18 protein-coding genes, 2 rRNA genes and 1 other RNA gene (1 of these 21 cut by a window edge) are annotated in these 23,207 nt (G+C 68.3%); 8 read left to right on the forward strand and 13 right to left on the reverse strand.

What is annotated here, in order from left to right:
• Positions 1-2,056: ribosomal RNA gene (locus KOD61_RS02850) — 23S ribosomal RNA — on the forward strand (it extends 823 nt beyond the left edge of the window).
• A 113-nt stretch (positions 2,057-2,169) separates the two neighbouring features.
• Positions 2,170-2,283, forward strand: a 5S ribosomal RNA gene (gene rrf / locus KOD61_RS02855).
• A gap of 143 nt (positions 2,284-2,426) precedes the next feature.
• Here rrf and rpiA read toward each other — a convergent pair.
• From rpiA to KOD61_RS02890, 7 genes are all read right to left on the reverse strand, one after another.
• On the reverse strand, positions 2,427-3,089 hold the full coding sequence (gene rpiA / locus KOD61_RS02860) for a ribose-5-phosphate isomerase RpiA (protein WP_215219566.1): 663 nt from the start codon (positions 3,087-3,089) through the stop codon (positions 2,427-2,429).
• A gap of 6 nt (positions 3,090-3,095) precedes the next feature.
• Complete coding sequence (locus KOD61_RS02865; RefSeq protein WP_215219567.1) at positions 3,096-3,566, reverse strand: EVE domain-containing protein; 471 nt, start codon at positions 3,564-3,566, stop codon at positions 3,096-3,098.
• Complete coding sequence (locus KOD61_RS02870) at positions 3,563-4,162, reverse strand: 5-formyltetrahydrofolate cyclo-ligase (protein WP_215219568.1); 600 nt, start codon at positions 4,160-4,162, stop codon at positions 3,563-3,565. Before KOD61_RS02870 ends, KOD61_RS02865 begins: the two co-directional genes overlap by 4 nt.
• A gap of 80 nt (positions 4,163-4,242) precedes the next feature.
• A non-coding RNA gene (gene ssrS / locus KOD61_RS02875) (6S RNA) lies at positions 4,243-4,430 on the reverse strand.
• Positions 4,431-4,514: 84 nt separating this feature from the next.
• Positions 4,515-4,817: a cell division protein ZapA gene (locus KOD61_RS02880; protein WP_215219569.1), complete on the reverse strand. Its 303-nt coding sequence runs from the start codon at positions 4,815-4,817 to the stop codon at positions 4,515-4,517.
• Positions 4,814-5,035 carry a TIGR02449 family protein gene (locus KOD61_RS02885; protein WP_215219570.1) on the reverse strand — a complete coding sequence of 74 codons (222 nt, stop codon included), beginning with the start codon at positions 5,033-5,035 and terminating at the stop codon, positions 4,814-4,816. The genes KOD61_RS02880 and KOD61_RS02885 overlap by 4 nt, the downstream gene beginning before the upstream one ends.
• Positions 5,036-5,086: 51 nt before the next feature.
• The gene (locus KOD61_RS02890) at positions 5,087-9,649 is read right to left on the reverse strand and encodes an EAL domain-containing protein (RefSeq protein ID WP_215219571.1); all 4,563 of its coding nucleotides are present in this window, start codon (positions 9,647-9,649) and stop codon (positions 5,087-5,089) included.
• A gap of 126 nt (positions 9,650-9,775) precedes the next feature.
• Between KOD61_RS02890 and KOD61_RS02895 the strand changes: the two genes are divergently transcribed.
• Positions 9,776-10,324 (forward strand): UPF0149 family protein, encoded by a 549-nt coding sequence (locus KOD61_RS02895; protein WP_251370635.1) that lies wholly within the window; start codon positions 9,776-9,778, stop codon positions 10,322-10,324.
• 1 nt (position 10,325) lies between these two features.
• On the forward strand, positions 10,326-11,660 hold the full coding sequence (locus KOD61_RS02900) for an aminopeptidase P N-terminal domain-containing protein (protein WP_215219572.1): 1,335 nt from the start codon (positions 10,326-10,328) through the stop codon (positions 11,658-11,660).
• Positions 11,661-11,731: 71 nt separating this feature from the next.
• Here the strand turns inward: KOD61_RS02900 and pepQ are convergent, their stop codons facing one another.
• Positions 11,732-13,075 carry a Xaa-Pro dipeptidase gene (pepQ, locus tag KOD61_RS02905; protein ID WP_215219573.1) on the reverse strand — a complete coding sequence of 448 codons (1,344 nt, stop codon included), beginning with the start codon at positions 13,073-13,075 and terminating at the stop codon, positions 11,732-11,734.
• A 59-nt stretch (positions 13,076-13,134) separates the two neighbouring features.
• Here pepQ and KOD61_RS02910 point away from each other — a divergent pair, with 59 nt between their 5' ends.
• Positions 13,135-15,786 carry a bifunctional diguanylate cyclase/phosphodiesterase gene (locus tag KOD61_RS02910; protein WP_215219574.1) on the forward strand — a complete coding sequence of 884 codons (2,652 nt, stop codon included), beginning with the start codon at positions 13,135-13,137 and terminating at the stop codon, positions 15,784-15,786.
• Here the strand turns inward: KOD61_RS02910 and KOD61_RS02915 are convergent.
• The 5 genes from KOD61_RS02915 to rph all read right to left on the reverse strand — a co-directional run bounded on the left by KOD61_RS02915 (position 15,783) and on the right by rph (position 21,163).
• Positions 15,783-16,130, reverse strand: coding sequence for a PilZ domain-containing protein (locus KOD61_RS02915; RefSeq protein WP_215219575.1), 348 nt, complete (start codon positions 16,128-16,130; stop codon positions 15,783-15,785). The genes KOD61_RS02910 and KOD61_RS02915 overlap by 4 nt on opposite strands.
• Positions 16,127-18,379, reverse strand: coding sequence for a DUF1631 family protein (locus tag KOD61_RS02920; protein ID WP_215219576.1), 2,253 nt, complete (start codon positions 18,377-18,379; stop codon positions 16,127-16,129). Before KOD61_RS02920 ends, KOD61_RS02915 begins: the two co-directional genes overlap by 4 nt.
• Before the next feature lie 108 nt (positions 18,380-18,487).
• The gene (gene hemW, locus KOD61_RS02925; protein WP_215219577.1) at positions 18,488-19,645 is read right to left on the reverse strand and encodes a radical SAM family heme chaperone HemW; all 1,158 of its coding nucleotides are present in this window, start codon (positions 19,643-19,645) and stop codon (positions 18,488-18,490) included.
• A gap of 178 nt (positions 19,646-19,823) precedes the next feature.
• Positions 19,824-20,420 carry an RdgB/HAM1 family non-canonical purine NTP pyrophosphatase gene (rdgB, locus tag KOD61_RS02930; protein ID WP_215220254.1) on the reverse strand — a complete coding sequence of 199 codons (597 nt, stop codon included), beginning with the start codon at positions 20,418-20,420 and terminating at the stop codon, positions 19,824-19,826.
• A 5-nt stretch (positions 20,421-20,425) separates the two neighbouring features.
• Positions 20,426-21,163 carry a ribonuclease PH gene (gene rph, locus KOD61_RS02935; RefSeq protein ID WP_215220255.1) on the reverse strand — a complete coding sequence of 246 codons (738 nt, stop codon included), beginning with the start codon at positions 21,161-21,163 and terminating at the stop codon, positions 20,426-20,428.
• An 82-nt stretch (positions 21,164-21,245) separates the two neighbouring features.
• Between rph and KOD61_RS02940 the strand changes: the two genes are divergently transcribed.
• From KOD61_RS02940 to rpoZ, 3 genes are all read left to right on the forward strand, one after another.
• Entirely contained in the window at positions 21,246-22,106 is an 861-nt protein-coding gene (locus tag KOD61_RS02940) for a YicC/YloC family endoribonuclease (protein WP_215219578.1), read from the forward strand.
• Between the two features lie 2 nt (positions 22,107-22,108).
• Complete coding sequence (gmk, locus tag KOD61_RS02945) at positions 22,109-22,729, forward strand: guanylate kinase (RefSeq protein ID WP_215220256.1); 621 nt, start codon at positions 22,109-22,111, stop codon at positions 22,727-22,729.
• A gap of 153 nt (positions 22,730-22,882) precedes the next feature.
• Positions 22,883-23,182: a DNA-directed RNA polymerase subunit omega gene (gene rpoZ / locus KOD61_RS02950; protein WP_215219579.1), complete on the forward strand. Its 300-nt coding sequence runs from the start codon at positions 22,883-22,885 to the stop codon at positions 23,180-23,182.
• The last annotated feature ends 25 nt before the right edge of the window (positions 23,183-23,207 follow it).

Consider the following 23,207-nt stretch of genomic DNA (forward strand, 5'->3'; position numbering starts at 1 on the left):
TGTGAATCTTCCTGGGGGTAGAGCACTGTTATGGCTAGGGGGTCATTGCGACTTACCAAACCATGGCAAACTCCGAATACCAGGACAGACTGCATGGGAGACACACGGCGGGTGCTAACGTTCGTCGTGAAAAGGGAAACAACCCAGACCCACAGCTAAGGTCCCAAATTACCGCTGAGTGGAAAACGATGTGGAAAGGCACAGACAGCCAGGAGGTTGGCTTAGAAGCAGCCACCCTTTAAAGAAAGCGTAATAGCTCACTGGTCGAGTCGGTCTGCGCGGAAGATTTAACGGGGCTAAGCGGTAAACCGAAGCTTGGGGTGCATACTTTGTATGCGCGGTAGAGGAGCGTTCCGTAAGCCGTTGAAGGTGGATTGAGAAGTCTGCTGGAGGTATCGGAAGTGCGAATGCTGACATGAGTAACGATAATGCGGGTGAAAAGCCCGCACGCCGAAAGCCCAAGGTTTCCTTGCGCAACGTTAATCGACGCAGGGTGAGTCGGCCCCTAAGGCGAGGCAGAAATGCGTAGTCGATGGAAAGCTGGTTAATATTCCAGCACCTCGCGTAAGTGCGATGGAGGGACGGAGAAGGTTAGGTCTACCGGGCGTTGGTTGTCCCGGGGAAAGGCGGTAGGTGGGGGATTTAGGCAAATCCGGATCCCCATTCAACACCGAGCACCGAGACGAGCCCATTAGGGCGAAGTGACTGATACCACGCTTCCAGGAAAAGCTCCTAAGCTTCAGCTTACGCAGACCGTACCGTAAACCGACACAGGTGGGCAGGATGAGAATTCTCAGGCGCTTGAGAGAACTCGGGTGAAGGAACTAGGCAACATGGCACCGTAACTTCGGGAGAAGGTGCACCCCTGCTGGTGGCCCATGCGGGCTATAGCTGGCGGGGGTCGCAGTGACCAGGCCGCTGCGACTGTTTATCAAAAACACAGCACTCTGCAAACACGAAAGTGGACGTATAGGGTGTGACGCCTGCCCGGTGCTGGAAGGTTAATTGATGGGGTCAGCCGCAAGGCGAAGCTCTTGATCGAAGCCCCAGTAAACGGCGGCCGTAACTATAACGGTCCTAAGGTAGCGAAATTCCTTGTCGGGTAAGTTCCGACCTGCACGAATGGCGTAACGACAGCGGCGCTGTCTCCACCCGAGACTCAGTGAAATTGAAATCGCTGTGAAGATGCAGCGTTCCCGTGGCAAGACGGAAAGACCCCGTGAACCTTTACTATAGCTTTACACTGAACGTTGAGTTCGTCTGTGTAGGATAGGTGGGAGGCTGTGAAACCCGGACGCCAGTTCGGGTGGAGCCATCCTTGAAATACCACCCTGTCGTGCTTGACGTTCTAACCTGGGCCCGTAATCCGGGTCGGGGACCGTGTATGGTGGGTAGTTTGACTGGGGCGGTCTCCTCCCAAAGAGTAACGGAGGAGCACGAAGGTACGCTCAGCGCGGTCGGACATCGCGCACTGTGTGCAAAGGCATAAGCGTGCTTGACTGCAAGATCGACGGATCAAGCAGGTACGAAAGTAGGTCTTAGTGATCCGGTGGTTCTGTATGGAAGGGCCATCGCTCAACGGATAAAAGGTACTCCGGGGATAACAGGCTGATACCGCCCAAGAGTTCATATCGACGGCGGTGTTTGGCACCTCGATGTCGGCTCATCACATCCTGGGGCTGTAGTCGGTCCCAAGGGTATGGCTGTTCGCCATTTAAAGTGGTACGCGAGCTGGGTTCAGAACGTCGTGAGACAGTTCGGTCCCTATCTGCCATGGGCGTTGGAGATTTGAGAGGGGCTGCTCCTAGTACGAGAGGACCGGAGTGGACGAACCTCTGGTGTTCCGGTTGTCACGCCAGTGGCATTGCCGGGTAGCTATGTTCGGAAGCGATAACCGCTGAAAGCATCTAAGCGGGAAGCGCGCCTCAAGATGAGATCTCCCGGGAGCTTGACTCCCCTGAAGGAACCATCAAGACCAGGTGGTTGATAGGCTGGGTGTGTAAGTGCAGCAATGCATTGAGCTAACCAGTACTAATGATCCGTGTGGCTTGACCATATAACCTCAAGTGGCCTTGGACTCGACGACGCGTCGATGACATTCCAGACCCAATTTCGCTACGTCCCACCCCATGCGAGTCCGCGCCCCCTGGGCGCGACTCCAACAGCTTGCTCAGTGACAATAGCTGTGTGGAACCACCCGATCCCATCCCGAACTCGGAAGTGAAACGCACATGCGCCGATGGTAGTGTGGCCTTGCCATGCGAGAGTAGGTCATCGCTGAGCATTTACACCGAAGGCCGGCCCCCAAAAGGGACCGGCCTTCTTCTTTTCGAAGTTCGGGACGCTGCGGCATGCGCGCGCGTCAACCCGCGGGTTTGCCAAGTTGTCCAGGCGGCGGAGGGTTCCCCGCCGCGCAGCCTGCCCGGCTACAGGACCTGCGGCGGCTCGCCGCCGACGATGACAACGTCAGCCGGGCGCCGCGCGAAAAGCCCAACACTGACCACACCCGGGATCTGGTTGATCGCCTGCTCCAGCGCGAGCGGGTCGGTAATCGCCAGCCCGTGGATGTCGAGGATGACGTTGCCGTTGTCGGTCACCACGCCACTGCCATCCTCGTTCTGGCGCCACACCGGCTGTGCCCGCGTCATTGCGAGGATCTCGCGGGCCACCAGGCTGCGGGCCATCGGGATGACCTCCACCGGCAGCGGGAAGCGCCCGAGCACGTCGACCTGCTTGCTCGGGTCGACAATGCAGACGAAGCGCGAACTTGCCTCGGCGATGATTTTCTCGCGGGTCAGTGCCGCGCCGCCGCCCTTGATGAGTCGCCTGTGCGGATCGCACTCGTCGGCGCCGTCGACGTACAGCGACAGGGTGCCGGTGTTGTTGAGGTCGAGGACCTCGATCCCGACTGCACGCAACCGGGCGGTGCTCTGCTCGCTGCTCGATACCGCGCCGCGGATGTGATCGCGCATCTCTCCGAGCGCCTCGATGAAATAGGCGACGGTCGAACCGGTACCCACGCCGATGATGCTGTCGTGTTCGACGTACTCGATGGCCTTCAGGGCGGCCTGGCGTTTGGCTTCGGACATGGTGGGTTACTCGAGGGAGAGCAGGAATTTGTACTGCGCGGCCGACACCGGGAACACCGACAACCGGTTGCCGCGGCGTATCAGGGCGAACTCGTCGCCAAGGCTGTCGGCATGCGACTTGATCTCGTCCAGCGCGATCGTACGCGAGAGCTTGCGCTCGAACGCCACGTCGACCAGGAACCAGCGCGGCTCTTCGCGGGTGGCCTTCGGGTCGTGGTAATGGGACCGTGGGTCGAACTGGGTGTCGTCGGGATAGGCGGGACTGGCGACCGTGGCGGTACCGACGATGCCGGGGACCTTGGTGTTGGAGTGGTAGAACAGTATCCCGTCGCCGACCCGCATGCCGTCGCGCATGAAGTTGCGCGCCTGGTAGTTGCGCACCCCGTTCCAGGGCTCGACACCGACACGCTGCAGGTCATCGATGGAAAACGCGTCCGGCTCGGACTTCATCAGCCAGTAGCGGCGGCGTGTGCTCATGATTCGACCTTGCGGAAATCGTGGATGGCGGCCTCGGTGCAGACGGCATCGAGCGGCACGTCCCAGCCGGCCGGCGCGGGCAGCTCTGCGCGCTGGAGCTCGAACGCGGCGCCCACCAGCCAGGGGGGCGCCGGGTGCTGGAGGCGTGTTGCAAAGGTGCGGTCGTACCAGCCACCGCCCATCCCCAGGCGATGTCCGTGGGTGTCGAAACCCACCAGCGGCATCACCACCAGTTGCATCTGCCCGGCATCCAGCAGAGCTCCGCGCTCCAACGCGGGTTCGGGGATGCCGAAACGGTTTGGCACAAGCGCCTCGCCGGGGCGCCACGACGCGAAGCGCAGACGGTCGTCGGCCAGGACCGGCAGGCAGTAGGTGCACCCCGGAGGCAGGGCGAGTTGCCAGGCATGCAGGGCGATCTCGCCATCCATTGCCCAGTAGCCGGCGACGTGGCCGGTGACCGGGGCGAAATCCAGATCGAGCAGGTGGCGGGCAAGTCGCTGGGCGGCGTTGATGCGCTCGGCGGCGACAAGTTCGCGTCGGCGCTGTCGCAATTGCAGACGCAACGGGCGCAGCAGTTCGTCGCGTTCGTCGGGCATCCAGCGTGATCCGGTCCGGGTCGGGTGACTGGGTCGGCCGTCGGGCCGGCGGGCGCGTAAGCGCGCTCCACGAAAAAGAAAAGTCCTCCGCCGATGGCGATGCGCGCGAAACGACCTTGAACCCGTGGTTCAAGTGGGAACGCTTGGAGGCCGTCGGGCTTCCCGCTACCAGGGCGGACTTGCACTCCGGGCTTCCGCTGCGCCCCCGCGGTCGCAATTAAGGGACAAGGCGAATGTTTGCGCGCGCCGTCGTCCACAGCAGAGGACGTGCGGCGATTATAGCGCGTCGCCAGCGGCGGCAAGACCCGTTCGTCGGGCTCGCAGGGGTGCGATTCAGCCCGGGCTGGGCCGCTCAGCGGGCCGGGTCGTCGAACAGGCCGTCAAGCTTGCGTTGCAGGTCGCCGAGGCTGCGGGCCAGCTCGCGCGTTCGGCCCTCGTCGTCGTGGCGCATCTGCTGGACCTCATGCGCGAAGTTCAGCGCTGCGAGCACCGCCACCCGGTCGAGTGCCGCCATCCGGTTGTTGCCGCGGATCTCGCGCATGCGGGTGTCCAGCAGCTTGGCCGCGGCCAGCAGGCTGTCGCGTTCGTCGGGCTCGCAGCCGACGGTGTACTCGCGGTCGAGCAGCCGGATGCTGACCGGCACGCTGGTGCTCACGTGTGCTGCTCCAGCGACTTGAGCCGCGCAATCATTGCTTCAACGCGTGCCCGTGCCTGCTCGTTCTTTGCCAGCAGGGCGGCACGTTCGCTGGCGAGTGTCTCCTGCTGCTGCCGCAGGCTGCGATTCTCCTCCTGCAGCCGACGGCTGCGCTCGGCGAGCCCGTCGATGCGGTCGACGAGGGCCTGCAGCTGGGCGAGCAGTTCGGAGCGGTCCATCCCGGCACGATAGCAGGCGCCGCATGCCGGTCAAGAAGGGGCCGCGTCGGGTCAGGCTTCCGGCGCGGACGCGGGTTCGCGCTGCAACAGGTACTCCAGGCAGCGAGCGGCCGGCAGCGGACGGGCCAGCCAGTAGCCCTGGATCTCGTCGCAGCCATGGCGGCGCAGGAACGCGACCTGGTCGGCGTCCTCCACCCCCTCGGCGACGACGTTCAACCCCAGCGAGTGCCCCATGGTGATGATGGTGCTGGTGATCGCGGCATCGTCCGGGTCGTGGCAGAGGTCGTCGACAAACTCCTTGTCGATCTTGAGGGTGTTGATCGGCAGGCGCTTGAGATACGACAGCGACGAGTAACCGGTGCCGAAATCGTCGATCGCCAGGCGCACGCCGAGGTCGCGCAGCGCCTGCAGCGTTGCCGCGGTCTCGCCGGCATTGGCCATGATCACGGACTCGGTCAGCTCGAGTTCGAGCCGTTCGGCCGGCACGCCGGTCTCTGCGAGCGCGCGTGCCACGACATCGGGCAGGTTGCCGCGCAGCAGCTGCAGCGCCGACACGTTGACCGAGACCGACAGTTCGGTGAGCCCCTCATCGCGCCAACGCCTCAGCGTGGCGCAGGCGTGTCGAAGCGCCCACTCGCCGATCTCGAGGATGAGTCCCGTCTCCTCGGCGATCGGGATGAACTGCGCCGGGGGGATCGCACCGTGCTCGGCACTGTTCCAGCGCAACAGCGCCTCCACCGCGGTGATGCGATCACGCGCGAACGACAGCCGCGGCTGGAACGCGAGCGAAAGCTCGTCGCGGTCCAGAACCTTGCGCAACGCGGAGGAGATCGTCGCGCGCCGGCGCACCTCGATGTCCATGCTGTCGGCGTAGCGCATGAAGGCGCGCCGACCTATGGCCTTGGCCTGGTACATCGCGGTGTCGGCATGCTTGAGCAGGTCAGCCGGCGTGAGCGCGTGGTCGGGGAACAGGCTGATGCCGATCGAGGGCGAGATCACCACGTCCTGGCCTTCGCGGACGTCCAGCGGTGCCTGGAAGGCGTCGATCAGTTCGCGGGCCACCTGCTCGGCCTGGTCGGGGGTCTCGAGGTCCTCGAGCAGCACGGTGAACTCGTCGCCACCCAGGCGCGCGACCGTGTGCCCGGCGCCGACGATCTGCTGCAGGCGCATCGCCGCCTCGCGCAGGATGCGGTCGCCCGCGGCGTGGCCGAACGAGTCGTTGATGTCCTTGAATCGGTCAAGGTCGAGGAACAGCACCGCGATCATCCGCCCGCTCGCGCGTGCCCGCACCATCGCGCGCGACAGCCGCTCACCGAGCAGCGCGCGGTTGGGCAGGTTGGTCAGGGTGTCGTAGTTGGCCAGGTAACGCAGCTCCTGTTCGGCGCGCTTCTGGTCGGTGATGTCGCTGAGCACCGCGACGAAGTGGTTGGGCTCGCCATCGGCGTCGGCCACCGAGCTGGCCTGGAGCCAGCACAGGAACTCGCCGCCATCCTTGCGTTGCTGCCACATCTCGCCGGACCAGCGCCCCTCGCGTTGCAGTTCGTCGCGCATGTGGCGGTAGAAGCGCGGATCGTGGCGGCTGCTGTCGAGCAGAGCAGTGGACCGGCGCATTACCTCGACATCGCTGTAGCCCGTCATCCGGGTGAAGGCGGGGTTGATCGAAATGAACGTGAAGTCCCGATCGAACACGGCCACCGCCTCGGCCATCGAACGCAGCACCTCGCTCGAGATCCGGCGCTCGCGTTCCGCGCTGCGGCTCTCGGTGATGTCACGCGCGGTGCCGGCCACCCGCAGGCCACGACCATCGGCATTGCGTTCAACCACGCGGCCGCGCGCACGGACCCACCGCCAGGGCTCGCCCTCGGCGTCGCGGGTGCGGTGTTCGGAGGTGAACAGCGCGACCTCGCCGCGCAGGTGGCGGAGCATCGCTTCGCGCACCTGCGGGAAGTCGTCTTCGTGGATCGCCTGGTTGCCGACGACCTGGTTGTGCATGGCCATCTCGGGCCGGTTGCCCGTTGACTCGACCACCCGCATGCGGTGCATCTGGCGACTGTCGAGGTCGTAATCCCAGAACTGTTCCCCCGAAGCCCACAGGGCGAGCCGGAGTCGCTCCTCGCGTTCGCGGATCTGCCGGAACCAGCCCTGCTCCAGCCGGCGCCGCCGCTGCCAGCGCCAACCCAGTGACGCGAGCAGCGACAACAACGCGACCACCGCGGCGGCGACGGCAAGCGGGTGGCGCCACAACGGCGGTGCTACATGCACCGGCACGCGCAGCTCGTTCTCCCCCCACAGGCCGTCGCGGTCGGTCGCCTGTGCGCGGAAGGTGTAGTTGCCCGGCGGCAGCCGGGTGTAGGTGATGTCGGACTGCGTGCCGTTGTCGATCCAGCCCTTGTCGAATCCTTCCATGCGATAGCGATAGCGGGTGTCGGCGGCCGGGGCGAAGTCGAGCGCGCCGATGCGCAGTCGAAGGATGTCGGCGCCGTCGGGGACGTCGAGCTCCGACGCTTGCCACATGACGGTCTCGTCGTTCGGGGCATCGGCACCGACACGCGCGGCGAGCAATCGCAACGGTGGCGTGTATCCGCTCGCCTGCATCCTGCGCGGGTCGAAGAGGTTGAGCCCACGCACGCCACCCATCGCGATCCGCCCGTCGTCCAGCACGGCGATCGCGCCGCCATTGAACTCCCGGTCCTGCAAGCCGTCGGCCAGGCCATAGGTATGCGCCCGTCCGAGGCCTGCATCCAGCCGGATGATGCCGATGTCGGTGCCCAGCCACACCCGACGGTCGCGGCCTTCGCCATCGCTGGTGATCGAGTACACCGCCGGCGGCAGGCGCCGGTCGGTGGCTTCGGCCAGCGGCAGCTGGAAGCCGATCGCGCCCGGAGCCGGCTCCACCGCCTGCGCCAGTCCCGCGTGGGTGCCGACCCACACCGAGCCGTCGGCGTCCAGGTGGAGCGCACGCACCATGTCGCTGGGCAGTGCGCCCGAGCCCCCGGCACCATGCCGGAAGTGCTGCAACCGCCCGCTGGATGGATCCAGTACGTCCAGGCCGCCGCCGGTACCGAACCAGATCCGGCCTTTGCGGTCCTGCAGCAGTGCGTGGACGCTGTGGTGGGCGAGCCTGCGCGGGTCGCCCGCACCGTGGCCGTAGTGCACCACCCGCTGGCGGTCGCGCTGGTAGAGCAGCGCGCCGTTGCCGTAGGTGCCGAGCCAGAGGTTGCCATCGCGGTCCACCAGCACCGCGCGCAGGTTGGCATCGCTGAACCTGCCAAGGGCGATGGCCTCGAACGTGCCGGTTGCCGGATCCAGCCGCAGCAGGCCGGAGGTGGTGGCGAGCCACAGGCGTCCGTGGCCGGCATCGGCGATGCCCATGATGCGGCGCGCAGTGGCGGTGGGCGGCACCCGCGCGGTCCAGTCCTCGAAGCGCCGCTCGCCCATGTGGTAGCGCAGCAACCGCCCTTCGTCGGTGCCGATCCACAGGGTGTCGTGCGCGTCCTGGTGGACGGCGCGGACACTGTCGCTGCCGGGTGCCTCGCGGCCACGCGCGGTCTCCATGTCGACCAGGTAGCTGAAGCGGGCACCGGCGGGGTCGGTGACCGCCACGCCGCGGGACAGCCCGCCGAGCCACAGCATCCCGCCGCGGTCGACCATCAGGCTGCCGACGGTGTCCTCGGGCAGGCTCGCCGGGACGACCGAGCCGCGGATCCTGCGACTCTCGGCGGTAACGGGGTCGAACCTGACCAGGCCGGCGCCGTAGGTGGACAGCCACAGGCGGCCGTCGGGCGCCTGCGCAATCGCCCGCACGCGGCCGTCGTCCTCGTGGCCGGAGGCCGGCCGCCAGGCGTTGGCGAGCGTGTCGCCGACCACCCGGAACAGACCGTCCTCGCGGCCGACCCACAGGGTGCCGTCGCGGTCCAGCAACAGGCTGCGCGCGGCAAGGGGACCACCGACGCGACGCGCGACATGGTCCTTGCCCAGTTTGAACAGGCCGGCCGCGGTCGCGTACCAGAGGCTGCCTGCGTGGTCGGCCAGCAACTGCTGGTAGGGCGCCAGGCGCAGGCGGTCCGGGGTGAGCGCCAGCACCTGCCGGCGCTCGCCGGTGGCCGGGTCGAAACGCTCCAGGCCGCCGAGCGTGCCGACCCAGACGACGCCGTCGCGCGGGAGTACCGCGCTGACCTGGCGCGCCGGCGAGTCGCCGGTGGGCGCGTCGAGCGCGAACCGCTGGATCCGGCCGCTGCCGAGGTCGATCCGCGCCAGGTAGCGCGAGTACAGCCCGACCCACAGCGCGTTGGCGTCGGGGTCGATGGCCAGCGCGGTGACGAAGCTTTCGGGCAGGCTGGCCGCATCGCCGGGGTCGTGCCGGTAGGCCACGTAGCGGCTGCCGTCGTAGCGGTGCAATCCACCTTGCGTGCCGACCCAGACGAACCCCTGCGCGTCCTGCACCATCGCGGTGACGGAGTTCTGCGCCAGCCCCTGCTCGCTGCCGATCGGGGTGAAGTAGTAGTCGCGGGTGGCAGCCTGGGCCGGTGCCAGCGCGGCCACGCCCAGCAGGCAGGCGAGCAGGGCGATGGCTCGTCGTCGCGTACGCGCGGTGGGCAGGAGCGATGGGAGCACGGCACCGCATCGTTTGGCGAGGCAGCCGGCAGTGTAGGCAGCCGGGTCGGCTGGCGCCAACCGGCGTGCAGCGGCGTGGACGGTGCCGTTGCTAGACTTGGCCTCCCCGAGTTGCGGTGATTGCCCGTGTCGAAAAGTGCCCTGCCGGACCCGTCCGAGGTCGATGCCGAGATCCGTCGCCTCGCGCTCGCCAGCCCCGCGTCGGAACTCCACGGCGGCCTGTGCGGATGGCTCGCCGGCGGCGGTGCGCCCGTCCGCGAGTGGCCCGCCCGGGTACTGGTGGACGACACGCTGCCGACCCCGGCCGAGGACAGCCCGCTGGACCGTCTGAGGACGGCGAGTGCGGCCCAGCTGGAGGACCGCAGCTTCGACTTCGCGCTGTTGCTGCCCGCCGCGGACGCTCCGCTGGTCGAACGCAGCGGCGCCCTGTTCGACTGGTGCCGCGGCTTCCTCGGTGGTTTCGGCCTGGCGGCCGGCGCGAACCCGAAGCTCTCGGAGGAAAGTTCCGAGGCCCTTGGCGACCTGGCCAAGCTGGCCGGCGCGCAGGCGCAGGACGACGGCGACGAGGAAGACGAAGCTGCGCTGGCGGAGATCGAGGAGTTCGTCCGCGTCGCCACCCTCCTGTTGCACGGCGACTGCGTGCTCGCCGCCCGCCATCGCCAAAGCCTCAACTGACATGCCCGCTCCCCTGACGATGCCCGCGCGTGCCTACACACGCCGTCGCCGGCAACTGATGCGCATCGCCGGCGACGACGCCATCCTGATACTGCCAGCTGCGCCCGAACGGATCCGCAGCCGGGACACCCACTACCCTTATCGGCAGGATTCCGACCTGCTGTACCTGACCGGCTTCCCGGAGCCGGAGGCGGTGCTGGTGCTGGTCCCCGGCCGCGCGCACGGCGAGACCGTGCTGTTCTGCCGCGAGCGCGATCCCGACCGCGAAGGCTGGGACGGGCCGCGTTTCGGGCCCGAAGGGGCGGTCGAGGCGTTCGGCCTGGATGACGCGTACCCGATCAGCGACCTCGACGACATCCTGCCCGGCCTGCTGGAGGGCCGCTCTCGGGTGTACTACCACTTCGGCCGCGACGCCGAGTTCGACCTCAAGCTGATCGGCTGGGTCAACCGCGTGCGCGCGATGATGAAGATGGGCAACAAGCCGCCGCACGAGTTCCTCGAGCTGGGGCACCTGCTGGACGAACTGCGCCTGTTCAAGGACCGCGACGAGCTCCGCTTCATGCAGCGCGCCGCCGACATCACCGTCGCCGCCCACCAGGCCGCCATGCGCGCGGTGCGGCCGGGTATCCACGAGTACGAACTGCAGGCCGAGCTGGAACGCGTGTTCCGCGCCAGCAACGCCGTGCCGGCATACGGCACCATCGTCGGGGCCGGCGGCAACGGGTGCGTACTGCATTACGTGGCCAACGACGGCCCGGTCAAAGACGGCGACCTGGTGCTGATCGACGCGGGCGCCGAGTACGCCGGCTACGCCGCCGACATCACCCGCACGTTCCCGGCCAACGGGCGCTTCACCAAGGAGCAGCGACTCCTGCACGACCTCGTCGGCGACGCCCACGCCGCCGCGATGGCGCAGGCGCGACCGGGCGTTGCGTACGAGGCTGGCCACCTGGCTGCGGTCGAGACCCTGACCGAAGGCCTGCTGCGGCTTGGCCTGCTCAAGGGCAGGCTGGAGAAGCACCTGTCCGATCGCAGCTACCGGCGCTTCTACCCGCACAAGACCGGCCACTGGATCGGCATCGACGTACATGACGTCGGCGACTACCGGCTCGACGGCGAGTCGCGCCTGCTCGAGCCGGGCATGGTGTTCACGATCGAGCCGGGGTTGTACATCCGTCCCGACGACACCTCGGTGGCGGCCAAGTGGCGCGGAATCGGCATCCGCACCGAGGACGACGTGCTGGTCACCCGGGACGGCCACAAGGTGCTGACCGACAAGCTGGCCCGCAGCGCGGACGAGATCGAGGCGTTCATGGCCTCCGCGCGCACGCCCTAGCGGCGCCCCCCCCGGCAACCGGACCGCCCGCGACAGTGCGCGGGCGGTCGGGGTGTTGCCGGTGCCGGTGCTCAGCCCAGCGCGGCGAAGGCTTCCCGGGTCAGGTTGATCGGATCGCCTTCGGTGCACACCACGTCATCCTCGATGCGGATGCCGCCGTAGGGGCGCAGCGCGTCGACGCGGGCCCAGTCCACCGCACCGGCGTGTTCGCCGTCGCGCAGCTCCTTCAGCAGCAGGTCGGCGAAGTAGATGCCGGGCTCGATCGTCACCACTGCGCCGGGCTCGAGCACCCGCGTCAGCCGCAGGTAGGGATGGCCTTCCGGCTTGTCGATGGTGCCGCCGGTGTCGGAGGCCAGGAAGCCCCCGACGTCGTGCACCTGCAGGCCGATATAGTGGCCGATGCCGTGCGGGAAGAACTTCGCGCTGACGCCGGTCTCCACCATCGACTCCGGCGACATGTCGACGATGCGGAAGTCGCGCAGGACCGTCGCCATTTCCAGGTGCGCGTCCAGGTGGATCTGCCGGTAGTCGGTGCCGGCGCGCACCTTGTCGCACAGGCGCTGCTCGGCCGCGTCCACGGCGTCGATCATCGACTGGAACTCGCTGGCCGGGTCGAACGCGTAGCTGCGGGTGATGTCGCAGGCGTAGCCCAGGTGGCTGGCACCGGCGTCGATCAGGAAGCTGAGGATTTCGTCGGGGGGCAGGCGGTCGCGGTTGGTGTAGTGGAGCACCGCGCCGTGCTCGTTGAGCGCGACGATGTTGCCGTAGGGCAGGTCGTTGGCGTCCTGGCGGGCTGCCTGGCAGTAGGCCAGGTGGATCCCGAACTCGCTGGCACCGGCACGGAACGCACGTTCGGCGGCACGGTGCGCGCGCACACCGTGCGCGGTGGCCTCGCGCATCATCCGGATCTCGTACGGCGTCTTGATCGCGCGGTGGAACTCCAGGTAGTTGACCACCGCCGCCGGGTTGTTGGGTACGAACGCGCGCCCGGTGCCATCGTCCAGCGCGCTCTGCGGCTCGCCGAGGATCGCGCTGCGCGACGGGTCGGCCGGCAGGTGCTCCAGCGCCTCGCCCGGTTCACGGATCACCACCACGTCGAAGTGTTCCACCCAGTAGCCCGACGGCGCCTGCGGCACCACGTGCCAGTAGTCGAACGGCTGCAGGTACACCAGTTTGGGCTTCTCGCCGGGGGTGTAGACCAGCCAGCTGCCGGGGTTGCTGACAAGCGGCGCCCACGCCTTGAACTGCGGGTTGACCGCGTACGGATAGTCGCGGTCGTCGAACAGCTGGTAGTGGGTCGATCCGCTCGGCACGACCAGGTGGTCGAAGCCACCGCGTTCCAGTGCGAGGGCGCTGCGTCGTTGCAGTTCCTCGACATGTTCCGTGTATAACTTCGACATTGCCTGGTGAGTCATGGGAGTTCTCTTTGCGGGAGAGCCACGATTCTGACCGATTCCCGCCACCCCCGCAGCCCATGTCCGTGGTGGAAGACGTTGCGCCGTTGGGTGTCGCGGCCTGGGTGTGGTCGCTGGTCGCGCTGTTGCTCGGCGTCTCGATTTCCATCTGGCTGGCGCACGGCCAGCAGCGCCGGATAGCGGCCGACCAGCGCGCCGACCTGGACGTGATGGCCGAGACCGTGACCGAGTCGGTCCGCGAGCGCGTGCGCAGCTGCGAACTGCTGGCGCGTTCGGTGCAGTCACTGTTCCTCGCATCGTCGGAGGTCGAACCCGACGAATTCGCCAACTTGTACGAGAACCTCCGACCCCGCGAACGCTTCGCTGGGCTCGCGGCACTGGCCTACGCGGAGCGCGGTGAAGACGGGCGCTACGTGACCACCCTGGTCGCGCCGCTCGAGGGCAACGAGGACGTGGTCGGCCTGGATGTGGGCGACCAGCCGGCCAACCTCGCCGCGCTGCTCGCCGCGCGTGACAGCGACCGGCCGATGCTGTCGGCGCCTTTCCGGCTGGTGCAGCAACAGGCCCTGGACGTTGACGCCGCCGGCGAGCCTGAAGGGATGACGCTGAGGCTGCCGATCTTCCATTCCGGGCAACCACCGGCGACGCCGGCCCAGCGGCGTGCACGCGAGCGCGGCTCGCTGGCGATCTCGTTCAATGTCCAGCGCTTGATCGCCGACTCGCTGCCCGGCGACGTCGCCGGCTCCGCGTTCCACGCCAGCGTCACCGACGTGACCGGGGGGCCGGAACGACTGCTGTTCGATTCCAACCCGAGTCCGCACGCCGATGGCGGGACGGCCACCACGCGCATGCTGACGGTTGGCGGCCGAGAGTGGCGAATCCAGGTGCACGCACTTGCCGATTCCACAGCCGTGGCCGACCTGACGCAATCGGGGTTGTGGCCGGGCCTGGTGGCCAGCGCGCTGTTCGCCTTGCTGGTGTGGTCGGTACTGACGTCGCGGCGCCGCGCCCTCGAGCTGGGCTGGCGGATGAGCCGGCGCTACCGCGAGAGCGAGGAGCGGTTCCGCGTGCTCAACGAGCTGTTGCCGGCCCTCGTGCTGCTGGCACGTGCCGGCGACGGACGCATCACGTACGCCAACCAGGCGGCGCGCCTGCGGCTGGGCGAGACCGCCGCCGAGCTGGGGTTGTCGTCGATGTTCGACGACCAGCGGCTGGGGATTCGCACGCAGGCCGGCGAGCTCGCCAGCGGCAGCGCCTCCGAGGCGGTGCTGACGACCACCAACGGCGACCAATTCTGGGCGAGCGTATCGACCTCCCGCGTCGACGTCGGCGGCCAGGACATGCTGCTGATGGTGGCCACCGACATCTCCGAGCAGCGACAGCTGACCGAGATGCTCGGCTACCAGGCCAGTCATGACGCGCTGACGGAACTGTACAACCGCCGCGAATTCGAGCGCCGGGTGGAGCGCGTGCTCGACGGCGTGTCTTCGGGAGGCCCGCCGGCGACGCTGCTGTACCTGGACCTGGACCAGTTCAAGCTGATCAACGACACCTCCGGCCACACCGCCGGCGACCAGTTGCTGATCCAGCTGGCGACGACGATGCGCGAGCAGCTCGGCGACGAGGGAGTACTGCTTGCCCGGCTCGGGGGCGACGAGTTCGGCGTGCTGGCGCCGGGGACGTACGACCCCGGCCAGGCCCGCGCGCTGGCCGAGCGCCTGCGCGAACGCATCGACGGCTACGTGTTTGTCTGGGAGCAGCGCAGCTACACCATCAGCGTGAGCATCGGCGGGGTCGTGCTGGACCAACCGGGGCAGACGTTCAAGGACGTGCTGGCGCAGGCCGACACCGCCTGCTACATGGCCAAGGAGAGCGGTCGCAACCGGGTCCATTTCTATTCGGCCAGTGACGACGAGACCGCGCGCCGGCATGGCGAGATGGAGTGGGCCAACCGCCTGCGCTGGGCAGCCACCGAGGGCCGGCTGGTGCTGATGTACCAGGAGGTACGGCCGGTCTCCGGCGCAGGCGAGGGGACCTACATCGAATTGCTGCTGCGCTTCCGCGACCCGCACGGTCGGCTGGTGCTGCCGGGGGCCTTCCTGCCGGCGGCCGAGCGTTACGGCCTGATGCCGATGATCGACCGCTGGGTGATCGAGACCGCGCTGTCCAACTTCGACCGCCTGCATCCCAGCGGCAACGGACTCAGGCTGGCGACCATCAACCTGTCAGGCGCGAGCATCGAGGACGAATCCCTCGTCGAACTGATCCTGCAGTTGTTGGATACCCACCGGATAGACCCGCAGAAGGTCTGCTTCGAAATCACCGAGACGGTCGCCGTGCGCAACCTCTCGCAGGTCGCGCGCTTCCTTGGGCGGCTGCGTGATGCGGGCTGCAAGCTGGCACTGGACGACTTCGGTGCCGGCATGTCGTCGTTCGGCTACCTCAAGAACCTGCCGGTGGACATCATCAAGATCGACGGCAGCTTCATCCGCGACCTGCTCACCGACCCCATGAGCTACGCGATCGTGCGGGCGGTGAACGACATCGGCCACCAGCGCGGGCTGCTGGTGGTCGCCGAATGGGTCGCGAGTGCGGAGGTGCTGGAGGCGCTGGCGGTGATCGGCATCGACTATGCACAGGGTTTCGACCTGCATCGGCCCGAACCCATCCTGCTGCACCGGTCGCGCACGCCGGCGCCAGTCGCCCGCTAGCCGGCGCGGGCCGCCAGAGAACGCAGCCAGTCGCGCAACGGCTGAGCGTGCGCATCGATGACCTTGATGAAGCGGAAGCCCATCCAGATCTGTCCGGCCGCGCTGGCCTGGTCCTGCCACAACAGGTGCGCGCCGACCTCGATGACCGGGTGGCGCTCGTCGCCGATCTCCAGGCGGAACTGGTAGAGCGCGTCGTCGGCCAGCGGCATGGAGGCGATCAGCAGCATCCCGCTTTCGGAAATGTTGCCAATCCGGCCGACCACGGCGCCTGTCATGGTGTCGATGACGCGCACGGTGTCGGGCACGTCGTGGCGCGGGGCGCGGCGGTACTCGTCGGCGGTCATCGGACCTCTCCAGTGCCGGTGCGGCCCGGGCCCAGCCCGCGAAGCATCGAAAGCGTGGCCTGCCAGGCGCGATCCACCAGGCCACCGCGGTCGGCGGTGACCACGTGCGCGGTGCCGGCGGCGAACAGGCGCGCGACCGGGTCGAGGTTCTGCGGCGCGCTGCCGTCCTCGATCCGCTGGCCACGCTGGTTCACGAACAGTGCGTGGCCGGTGCGTGGGCTGTACCAGGCCAGGCGGCGACGGACGACCTCGCCGCGCTCGTTGACTGGGAATTCGATCCATGTGCCGAAGGGCAACGTGCACAGGTGGTCGTAGAACTCCTGCTCGCGCGGCGTGCGCGGCAGCGTGGCGGCCTGCGGTTCGGTGGCGTCGGAGCCAAGCCGCGACCGCGCCTTGAGCTTCATCGCAAGTTCGGTGCGCGAGGCGGCGTCGTCGTCGAGTTCGGGCGCACCGGTCAGGCGCCGCGTGATCGCCTGCGCCTCCGCGCCGTGATAGCCCACCAGCGAAAGCGCATGCGACACGCGACCCGTCAGCTCCGGCGTGGCGAGGTCGCCGTGCAGGCTCGCGGCGACGATCCGGCTGGTGTCGGCGACGTGCGCGGTCCACTCCGGTGACTCCGCGCCGTGGCGCAGCAGTACCAGCGTCAGCACATCGCCCCAGGCCTGGTCGAGCAGGTTGCGCAGGAACCGCGGCGCCGGGGAATCACCGACCGCGCGGTCGACAAGGGCCTGGGCCTCCTGCTTGGCCAAGGCGAGCTTCTCGCGTCCGCGTGCGGCCTCGACATGGCGGCGCTCGCTGATCTCGGCCTTCTGGCTGGTGCGCTTGATTTGTTGTTGCAGCTTCCGGTTGGCGGTGTCGAACACCGCCGCATCGCCGTCGTAGTGGCGCACGACGTGGTCGACCGCCTGCTCCATGTGGGTGGTCAGCTGCGGGTCGACCTCGTCGTCGGCCAGCCAGCGCGCACCCGGTTCGGCAACGGCGTTGAGCAGTTCGCGCGCCGGGTGCCGGGGTTTCAGGAAGAAGTCGTGGTCATGCAGCGCCACCCGCAGCAACGGCACCTGCAGGCGGTCGACCAGCATCCGGCTCGGGCTGTCGGGGCGCAGCTCGCGGCCGATGCCGCTGTGCAGCAGGCCGACCAGGTCGAAGGTGTCGTTGTCTTCCGGCGACAGCGCGGCCGGCTGCCCCAGGCGCAGGCGGCTCTGCGCCAGCAGCGCCTGGCGGATCTCGGAGACGCCGTGGGCGGCGGGCGTGGTGGACGAGCGCGCCTGCAGCGTACCCAGAGCGGCATCGACCTCGCCGGTGTCGAGGGACACGCGCGGCTCGGATGGGAGCGGCTCGCCGGACGATGCCTGCGAGCGGCGCGCGGCCAGCAACTCGCGCAGCAGCGCGAAGTCGGGACCGGCCTCGGTCTTCGGGCGCTCGCGCATCGGCACGGTCTGGCCCAGCCATCCGGTGAACCCGCCGGTGCGGGTAGCGGCGTCGGTGTCGCCTGCGGCAGGATCGGCCGACGTGGTTTCTTCGACCCGCCGACGTGGCCGGCGCAACGGCACGAAGGTCAGCCCCGGCAACACATTCTCGCGTTCCAGCAGCGCGTTCATCGATTCGACCAGCCCAGCGTAGTCGTCGATGAACTGGCGCTCGAAGATCCGGTACAGCTGGGTGCGCGACTCCCGCTCCAGGCCCACCGCTTCCGCTGCGTTGGTCAGCAACCCGGCCAGGCGGTGCGGCCCGACCGGGAGCGACCGCGCCGCGAACGCCGGCGCGCCCGCCAGAACGCCGAAGCGCTGGCCCAGGAGCAGCAAGGGCAACCGTGCACGACCCTCGAGGCGGTCCGCGATGGTGTCGAGGATCGCGTCCTCACCGACCTCGCTGTGGTCGACCAGCCGCAGGTCCTCCGGACGCGTGGTGGGTACCCCGGGCGACGTATCGGTCGACGGCTGCCGGATGCCGAAGACGGCCTGCTCAAGCCCCCGCAGATACGTGGGGACGAAGCGTTCGCGCTGGCGTTGCAGCGCACCGAGCATCGCCATGTGACCGGCCTGCAGCGCCGGGTTGCGGGCCATCCGGGCGTGCTGCTCGAGCTCGATCTCCATCGTCACCAGCATCCTGTCCAGTGCCCGCCGCATCTCGGAAGACACCATGCCCAGCAGTCGCTCCAGCAGCCCGTGGACACGTGGCGGCAGGTCGCGCGCGGCCGCCGTGGCGGCGGCGGACGGCGCAACGGGGCTGGATGGATGGCGATTGGGCATGCACTCGGGCTCCCCGGCCTACTGAACAACGTCAGAGCGTACTCGCGTTTTTGTGAACACGGTCGCGACTCCAGCGGGATATCGGCCGGGCCGGCCGGAACTTGAGCCTCACCCTTCGAGGAACAGCGCCACCACGTCATTGGTAAAGCGGCGGCCCAACTCCGTCAGTCGGACATGCCCGTCCTCGACCTGCAGCCAGCCGCGTCCCGTCGCCTCGGCCAGGATCGGCTCGATCACCGCGGCCGGCAGCCCGGTGCGTTGCTCGAACAGCCCGAGCGCGAACCCGTCCACCAGCCGCAACGCGTTGAGCATGAACTCGAACGGGCGCCGCCCCGGCGCGACAACCTCGTCACCGCCGATCGCGGCCGGCGTGCCGGCATCGGCGAGGTAGCGCGTCGGGTGCTTGTGCTTCCAGCGGCGCAGGATCGATTCGTCGTGCCCGAGGGTGATCTTTCCGTGCGCACCGGCACCTATCCCGAGATAGTCACCGTAGGTCCAATAGTTGAGGTTGTGCGCGCACTGGCGACCGGGCCGCGCATAGGCACTGACCTCGTACTGCGCATAACCGGCCCCGGCGAGCATGGCCTGGCAGCGTTCCTGGATGTCCCAGCCGAGGTCCTCGTCGGGGATGCCGACCGGCGGCCGCGCCGCGAACACGGTGTTGGGCTCCAGCGTGAGCTGGTAATGACTGATGTGCGTCGGCTCCAGCGCAAACGCACGCTCCAGGTCGTGCATCGCCATCGCCAGGTCCTGGCCGGGCAGGGCGTACATCAGGTCCAGGTTGAAATTGTCGAAACCGGCCTCGCGCGCCAGGGTGACGGCCGCCTCGGCCTCCCGGCTGTCGTGGATGCGGCCCAGGCGCTGCAGGCAACCGTCGTCGAAGCTCTGGATACCGAAGCTCAACCGGTTGACGCCCGCCGCGCGGTAACCCTCGAATCGGCCGTGCTCGGCGGTGCCGGGATTGGTCTCCAGCGTGATTTCGCAGCCCGGCGCGAACCGCAGCCGCGCACTGGCGCCCTGCAGGAACCGGTCGATGAACTCCGGCGGCATCAGGCTCGGTGTGCCGCCGCCAAAGAACACCGTCTGGACGGTCCTGCCCCACACCAGTGGCAGGTCCTGGTCCAGGTCGGCGAGCAGTGCATCGACGTAGGCCGCGAACGGAAGCTCGCCCCGCCCCTCGTGCGAATTGAAGTCGCAGTAAGGGCATTTGCGTACGCACCACGGCACGTGCACGTAGAGGGACAGCGGGGGCGGGGTGAGGCTCACCGGCGCATTGTCCCATCCGGACCGCGGTTCTGTACGACCGAAGGCACCAAGTGGCGCGTCCGCCAAGACCCAAAGCACCCCCTCAAAGCGCGTGTCGGGTGAGCCGCACACCAAGCGAGTGTCGGGGAGCGACTGTGCGGCTCACCCGACACGCGCCCCCGCGTCCCGCGAGCGAGTGCTAAATGGCCAACCGCTCCCGCAGAACCGCCAACGCCCGCCCACGATGACTGGCGCGCGCCTTCGCCGCCGGATCGAGTTCGGCCGCCGTCAGCCCGCTGTCCGGATCCAGGAACACCGGGTCGTAACCGAACCCGCCGTTCCCGCGCGGCGCCGTGAGCACACGCCCATGCCATTCGCCCTGGGCGATCAGCGGGCGCGGGTCTTCCGGGTGGCGCACCAGCACCAGCGTGCAGTGGAAATGCGCGTCGCGCTGATCGTCGGGCACGTGCGCCAGCGCCGCCAGCAGCTTGTCGATGTTGCGGCCCGCGTCGCTGGGCTCGCCGGCGTAGCGCGCCGAGTACAGACCGGGCGCACCGCCGAGCGCATCGACGCACAGTCCCGAATCGTCGGCCAGCGCCGGCAGGCCCGTGATCCGTGCGGCGTGGCGCGCCTTCAACAGCGCGTTCTCCACGAAAGTCAGCCCGGTTTCCGGGATATCGTCGACGCCCAACTCGCCCTGCGCGACGAACGTGAAGCCGGCTTCGCCGAGCAGCCGATCAAACTCCGCGAGCTTGCCCGCATTGCCGCTCGCGACGACGATCCGGGTCGCGCCCACTGCGCTCACCCGGCGAGCGCCTCGCGCTGCAGCTGGACCAGCTGCGCAACGCCGGCTTCGGCGAGTGCGGTCATCGCCGCGAGCTCCTCGCGCCGGAACGCGTGGCCCTCCGCCGTGCCTTGCAGCTCGATGAAACCGCCGCCGTCGTTCATCACCACGTTCATGTCGGTGTCGCAGTCGCAGTCCTCGGCATAGTCGAGGTCGAGCACCGGCACGCCACGGTAGATGCCCACCGATACTGCCGCGACCGCGCCGAACACCGGCGAACGCCCGTGCGGGACCTTGATCGCGCGCGAGGCGACCAAACCGTTGATCGCATCGACCAGCGCCACGTAGGCGCCCGTGATCGCCGCGGTGCGGGTACCGCCGTCGGCCTGCAGCACGTCGCAATCGAGCGTGATGGTGCGCTCGCCGAGCAGCTTGCGATCGACGCAGGCGCGCAGCGAACGGCCGATCAGTCGCTGGATCTCCAGCGTGCGGCCGCCCTGCTTGCCGCGCGCGGCCTCGCGGTCGCTGCGGGTGTGGGTGGCGCGCGGCAACATGCCGTACTCGGCGGTGACCCAGCCTTCGCCCTTGCCGCGCAGGAACGCGGGCACCCGGTTTTCCACGCTGGCGGTGCAGAGCACCCGGGTCTCGCCGAAACTGACCAGTACCGAGCCTTCGGCGTAGCGGGTAAAGCCACGCTCGATGCGCACTTCACGCAACTGGTCGGGCGCGCGGCCGCTGGGGCGCGTGAACGCGATGCTGCCGTCTGTCATGGCGCCGATTACCGTCTTGGGGGCGCGCGAGTTTACCATTCGCTCCTTGTCGGCCTTGGGATTCCAGATGATCCGCAGCATGACCGCCTTCGCCAGCGGCGAGCGCGCGACGCAATGGGGCACGCTCGGGTGCGAGCTGCGTTCGGTCAACCATCGCTTCCTCGAGATCGGGGTGCGCCTGCATGACGACCTGCGCGCGCTGGAGCCGGTGCTGCGCGAGCGTGTCACGGCACGGATCAGCCGCGGCAAGCTCGACCTGACCCTGCGCCTGCGTGCGCCGGAAGGCGAGGGTGGCCTGCACGTCAACCTGGTCCGCCTGCGCGAGCTCAGTGACCTGGCGATCGACCTGGACCCGCGCTTCCCCGGCCTGCATACCGAGTTCACCCAGCTGCTGCAGTTCCCCGGGGTGCTGCAGGCGCCGTCGACCGACCCCGACGCGCTCAAGGCCGAGGCGCTCGCGCTGCTGGACGAGGTGCTCGACGAATTCGTTGCCGCACGCGAACGCGAGGGCGCGAAACTGGCAGCCGCGATCAACGAGCGCGTGGACGGCGTCGCCCGCATCGCCGCCGACGTGCGCGGCCTGATGCCGGCGATCCGCGAAGGCCAGCGCATCAAGCTGCAGGCCCGCCTGGCCGACCTGGCCCAGCCGGCCGACCCCGGTCGACTCGAGCAGGAGCTGGTGATCTGGCTGCAGAAGCTCGATGTCGACGAGGAGCTCGACCGGCTCGATTCCCATGTCGCCGAGGCGCGCCGCGTGCTCACGCTGCGCGAGGCCGTCGGCCGCCGGCTCGACTTCCTGCTGCAGGAGTTCAACCGCGAGGCCAACACCCTCGGCTCGAAGTCGGTGGACGCACGCAGCTCGGGCGCGGCGGTGGAGCTCAAGGTGCTGATCGACCAGGTCCGCGAACAAGTGCAGAACATCGAATGACCATGCGCGGAACGCTGTACATCGTCGCGGCGCCGTCGGGTGCGGGGAAATCGAGCATCGTCAACGCGGTGCTCGCGCGCGATCCCAACATCCGGCTGTCCATCTCGTTCACCTCGCGCGCGCCGCGCCCGGGCGAGCGGCATGCCGAGCACTACCATTTCGTCGATGCGGCCGAGTTCGAGCGCATGGTCGAGGCGGGTGACTTCTTCGAGCACGCCCGCGTCCACGGCGACTGGAAGGGCACCGCCCGCCAGTCGGTCGAGCCGCAACTGGCCAGCGGCAAGGACGTGTTGCTGGAGATCGACTGGCAGGGCGCGCGCCAGGTCCGGGCCAAGGTGCCCGGGGCGGTCAGTGTGTTCATCCTGCCGCCGTCGCGAGACGCGCTGGAACAGCGCATGCGGGTGCGCGGGCAGGACAGCGAGGAGGTCATCGCGCGGCGGCTGGCCGCCGCGCGCGAGGAGATGTCTCACTATGGCGAGTTCGACTACGTCATCGTCAACGAGCACTTCGCCACGGCGGTCGACGAGATGTGCGCGATCTTCACCGCCAGCCGGCTCCGCCGCGAGGCCCAGGTGGCCCGCCACGGCAGGCTGATCAGCCTGCTGCTGGCCAACGACGCCTGAAGCGGCATTTGGCAGGAGTGGCGGAAGCGGCACTGCGCGCGGCGCCTGTAAGTCATTGATTGGACAAGTCGATGCTTGCCTCTGGAGGCGGCGGTCGGCTACACTCCCGTCCCCTTTGTGTACGCATCGACGGCCCCGGCCGCCAGGAGCCCCATGGCCCGCATCACCGTAGAAGATTGCCTGGAAGTGGTCGACAACCGCTTCGAACTCGTAATGATGGCCGCCAAGCGCGCCCGCCAGCTGGCCAACGGCGTCGAGCCGCAGCTGGACAACAGCGAGTCCAACGACAAGCCGACCGTGCTTGCCCTGCGCGAGATCGCCGCGCGCAAGATCGACACCGATTACGTGGACGCGGTCGAGAAGGCCGAGCGCGAGCGCAAGGAACGCGAGGCGCTGGAGTGGGCCGCCGCGGAAGTGGTTGCCGACGACGACCTGTCCAAGGGCGACGACTGACCCGTCCCCCCACTGACGTGCCGCA

Origin of the sequence: Lysobacter luteus, from assembly GCF_907164845.1 — a bacterium.
Classification (GTDB): Bacteria; Pseudomonadota; Gammaproteobacteria; order Xanthomonadales; family Xanthomonadaceae; genus Novilysobacter; species Novilysobacter luteus.

Bases quoted from the DNA above. Each gene is read 5' to 3' on its own strand.
- rpiA (WP_215219566.1), bottom strand. From the start codon at position 3,089: ATGTCCGAAGCCAAACGCCAGGCCGCCCTGAAGGCCATCGAGTACGTC.
- KOD61_RS02865 (WP_215219567.1), bottom strand. From the start codon at position 3,566: ATGAGCACACGCCGCCGCTACTGGCTGATGAAGTCCGAGCCGGACGCG.
- KOD61_RS02870 (WP_215219568.1), bottom strand. From the start codon at position 4,162: ATGCCCGACGAACGCGACGAACTGCTGCGCCCGTTGCGTCTGCAATTG.
- KOD61_RS02885 (WP_215219570.1), bottom strand. From the start codon at position 5,035: ATGGACCGCTCCGAACTGCTCGCCCAGCTGCAGGCCCTCGTCGACCGC.
- KOD61_RS02900 (WP_215219572.1), top strand. From the start codon at position 10,326: ATGCCCGCTCCCCTGACGATGCCCGCGCGTGCCTACACACGCCGTCGC.
- pepQ (WP_215219573.1), bottom strand. From the start codon at position 13,075: ATGACTCACCAGGCAATGTCGAAGTTATACACGGAACATGTCGAGGAA.
- KOD61_RS02910 (WP_215219574.1), top strand. From the start codon at position 13,135: ATGTCCGTGGTGGAAGACGTTGCGCCGTTGGGTGTCGCGGCCTGGGTG.
- KOD61_RS02915 (WP_215219575.1), bottom strand. From the start codon at position 16,130: ATGACCGCCGACGAGTACCGCCGCGCCCCGCGCCACGACGTGCCCGAC.
- KOD61_RS02920 (WP_215219576.1), bottom strand. From the start codon at position 18,379: ATGCCCAATCGCCATCCATCCAGCCCCGTTGCGCCGTCCGCCGCCGCC.
- KOD61_RS02940 (WP_215219578.1), top strand. From the start codon at position 21,246: ATGATCCGCAGCATGACCGCCTTCGCCAGCGGCGAGCGCGCGACGCAA.
- gmk (WP_215220256.1), top strand. From the start codon at position 22,109: ATGCGCGGAACGCTGTACATCGTCGCGGCGCCGTCGGGTGCGGGGAAA.
- rpoZ (WP_215219579.1), top strand. From the start codon at position 22,883: ATGGCCCGCATCACCGTAGAAGATTGCCTGGAAGTGGTCGACAACCGC.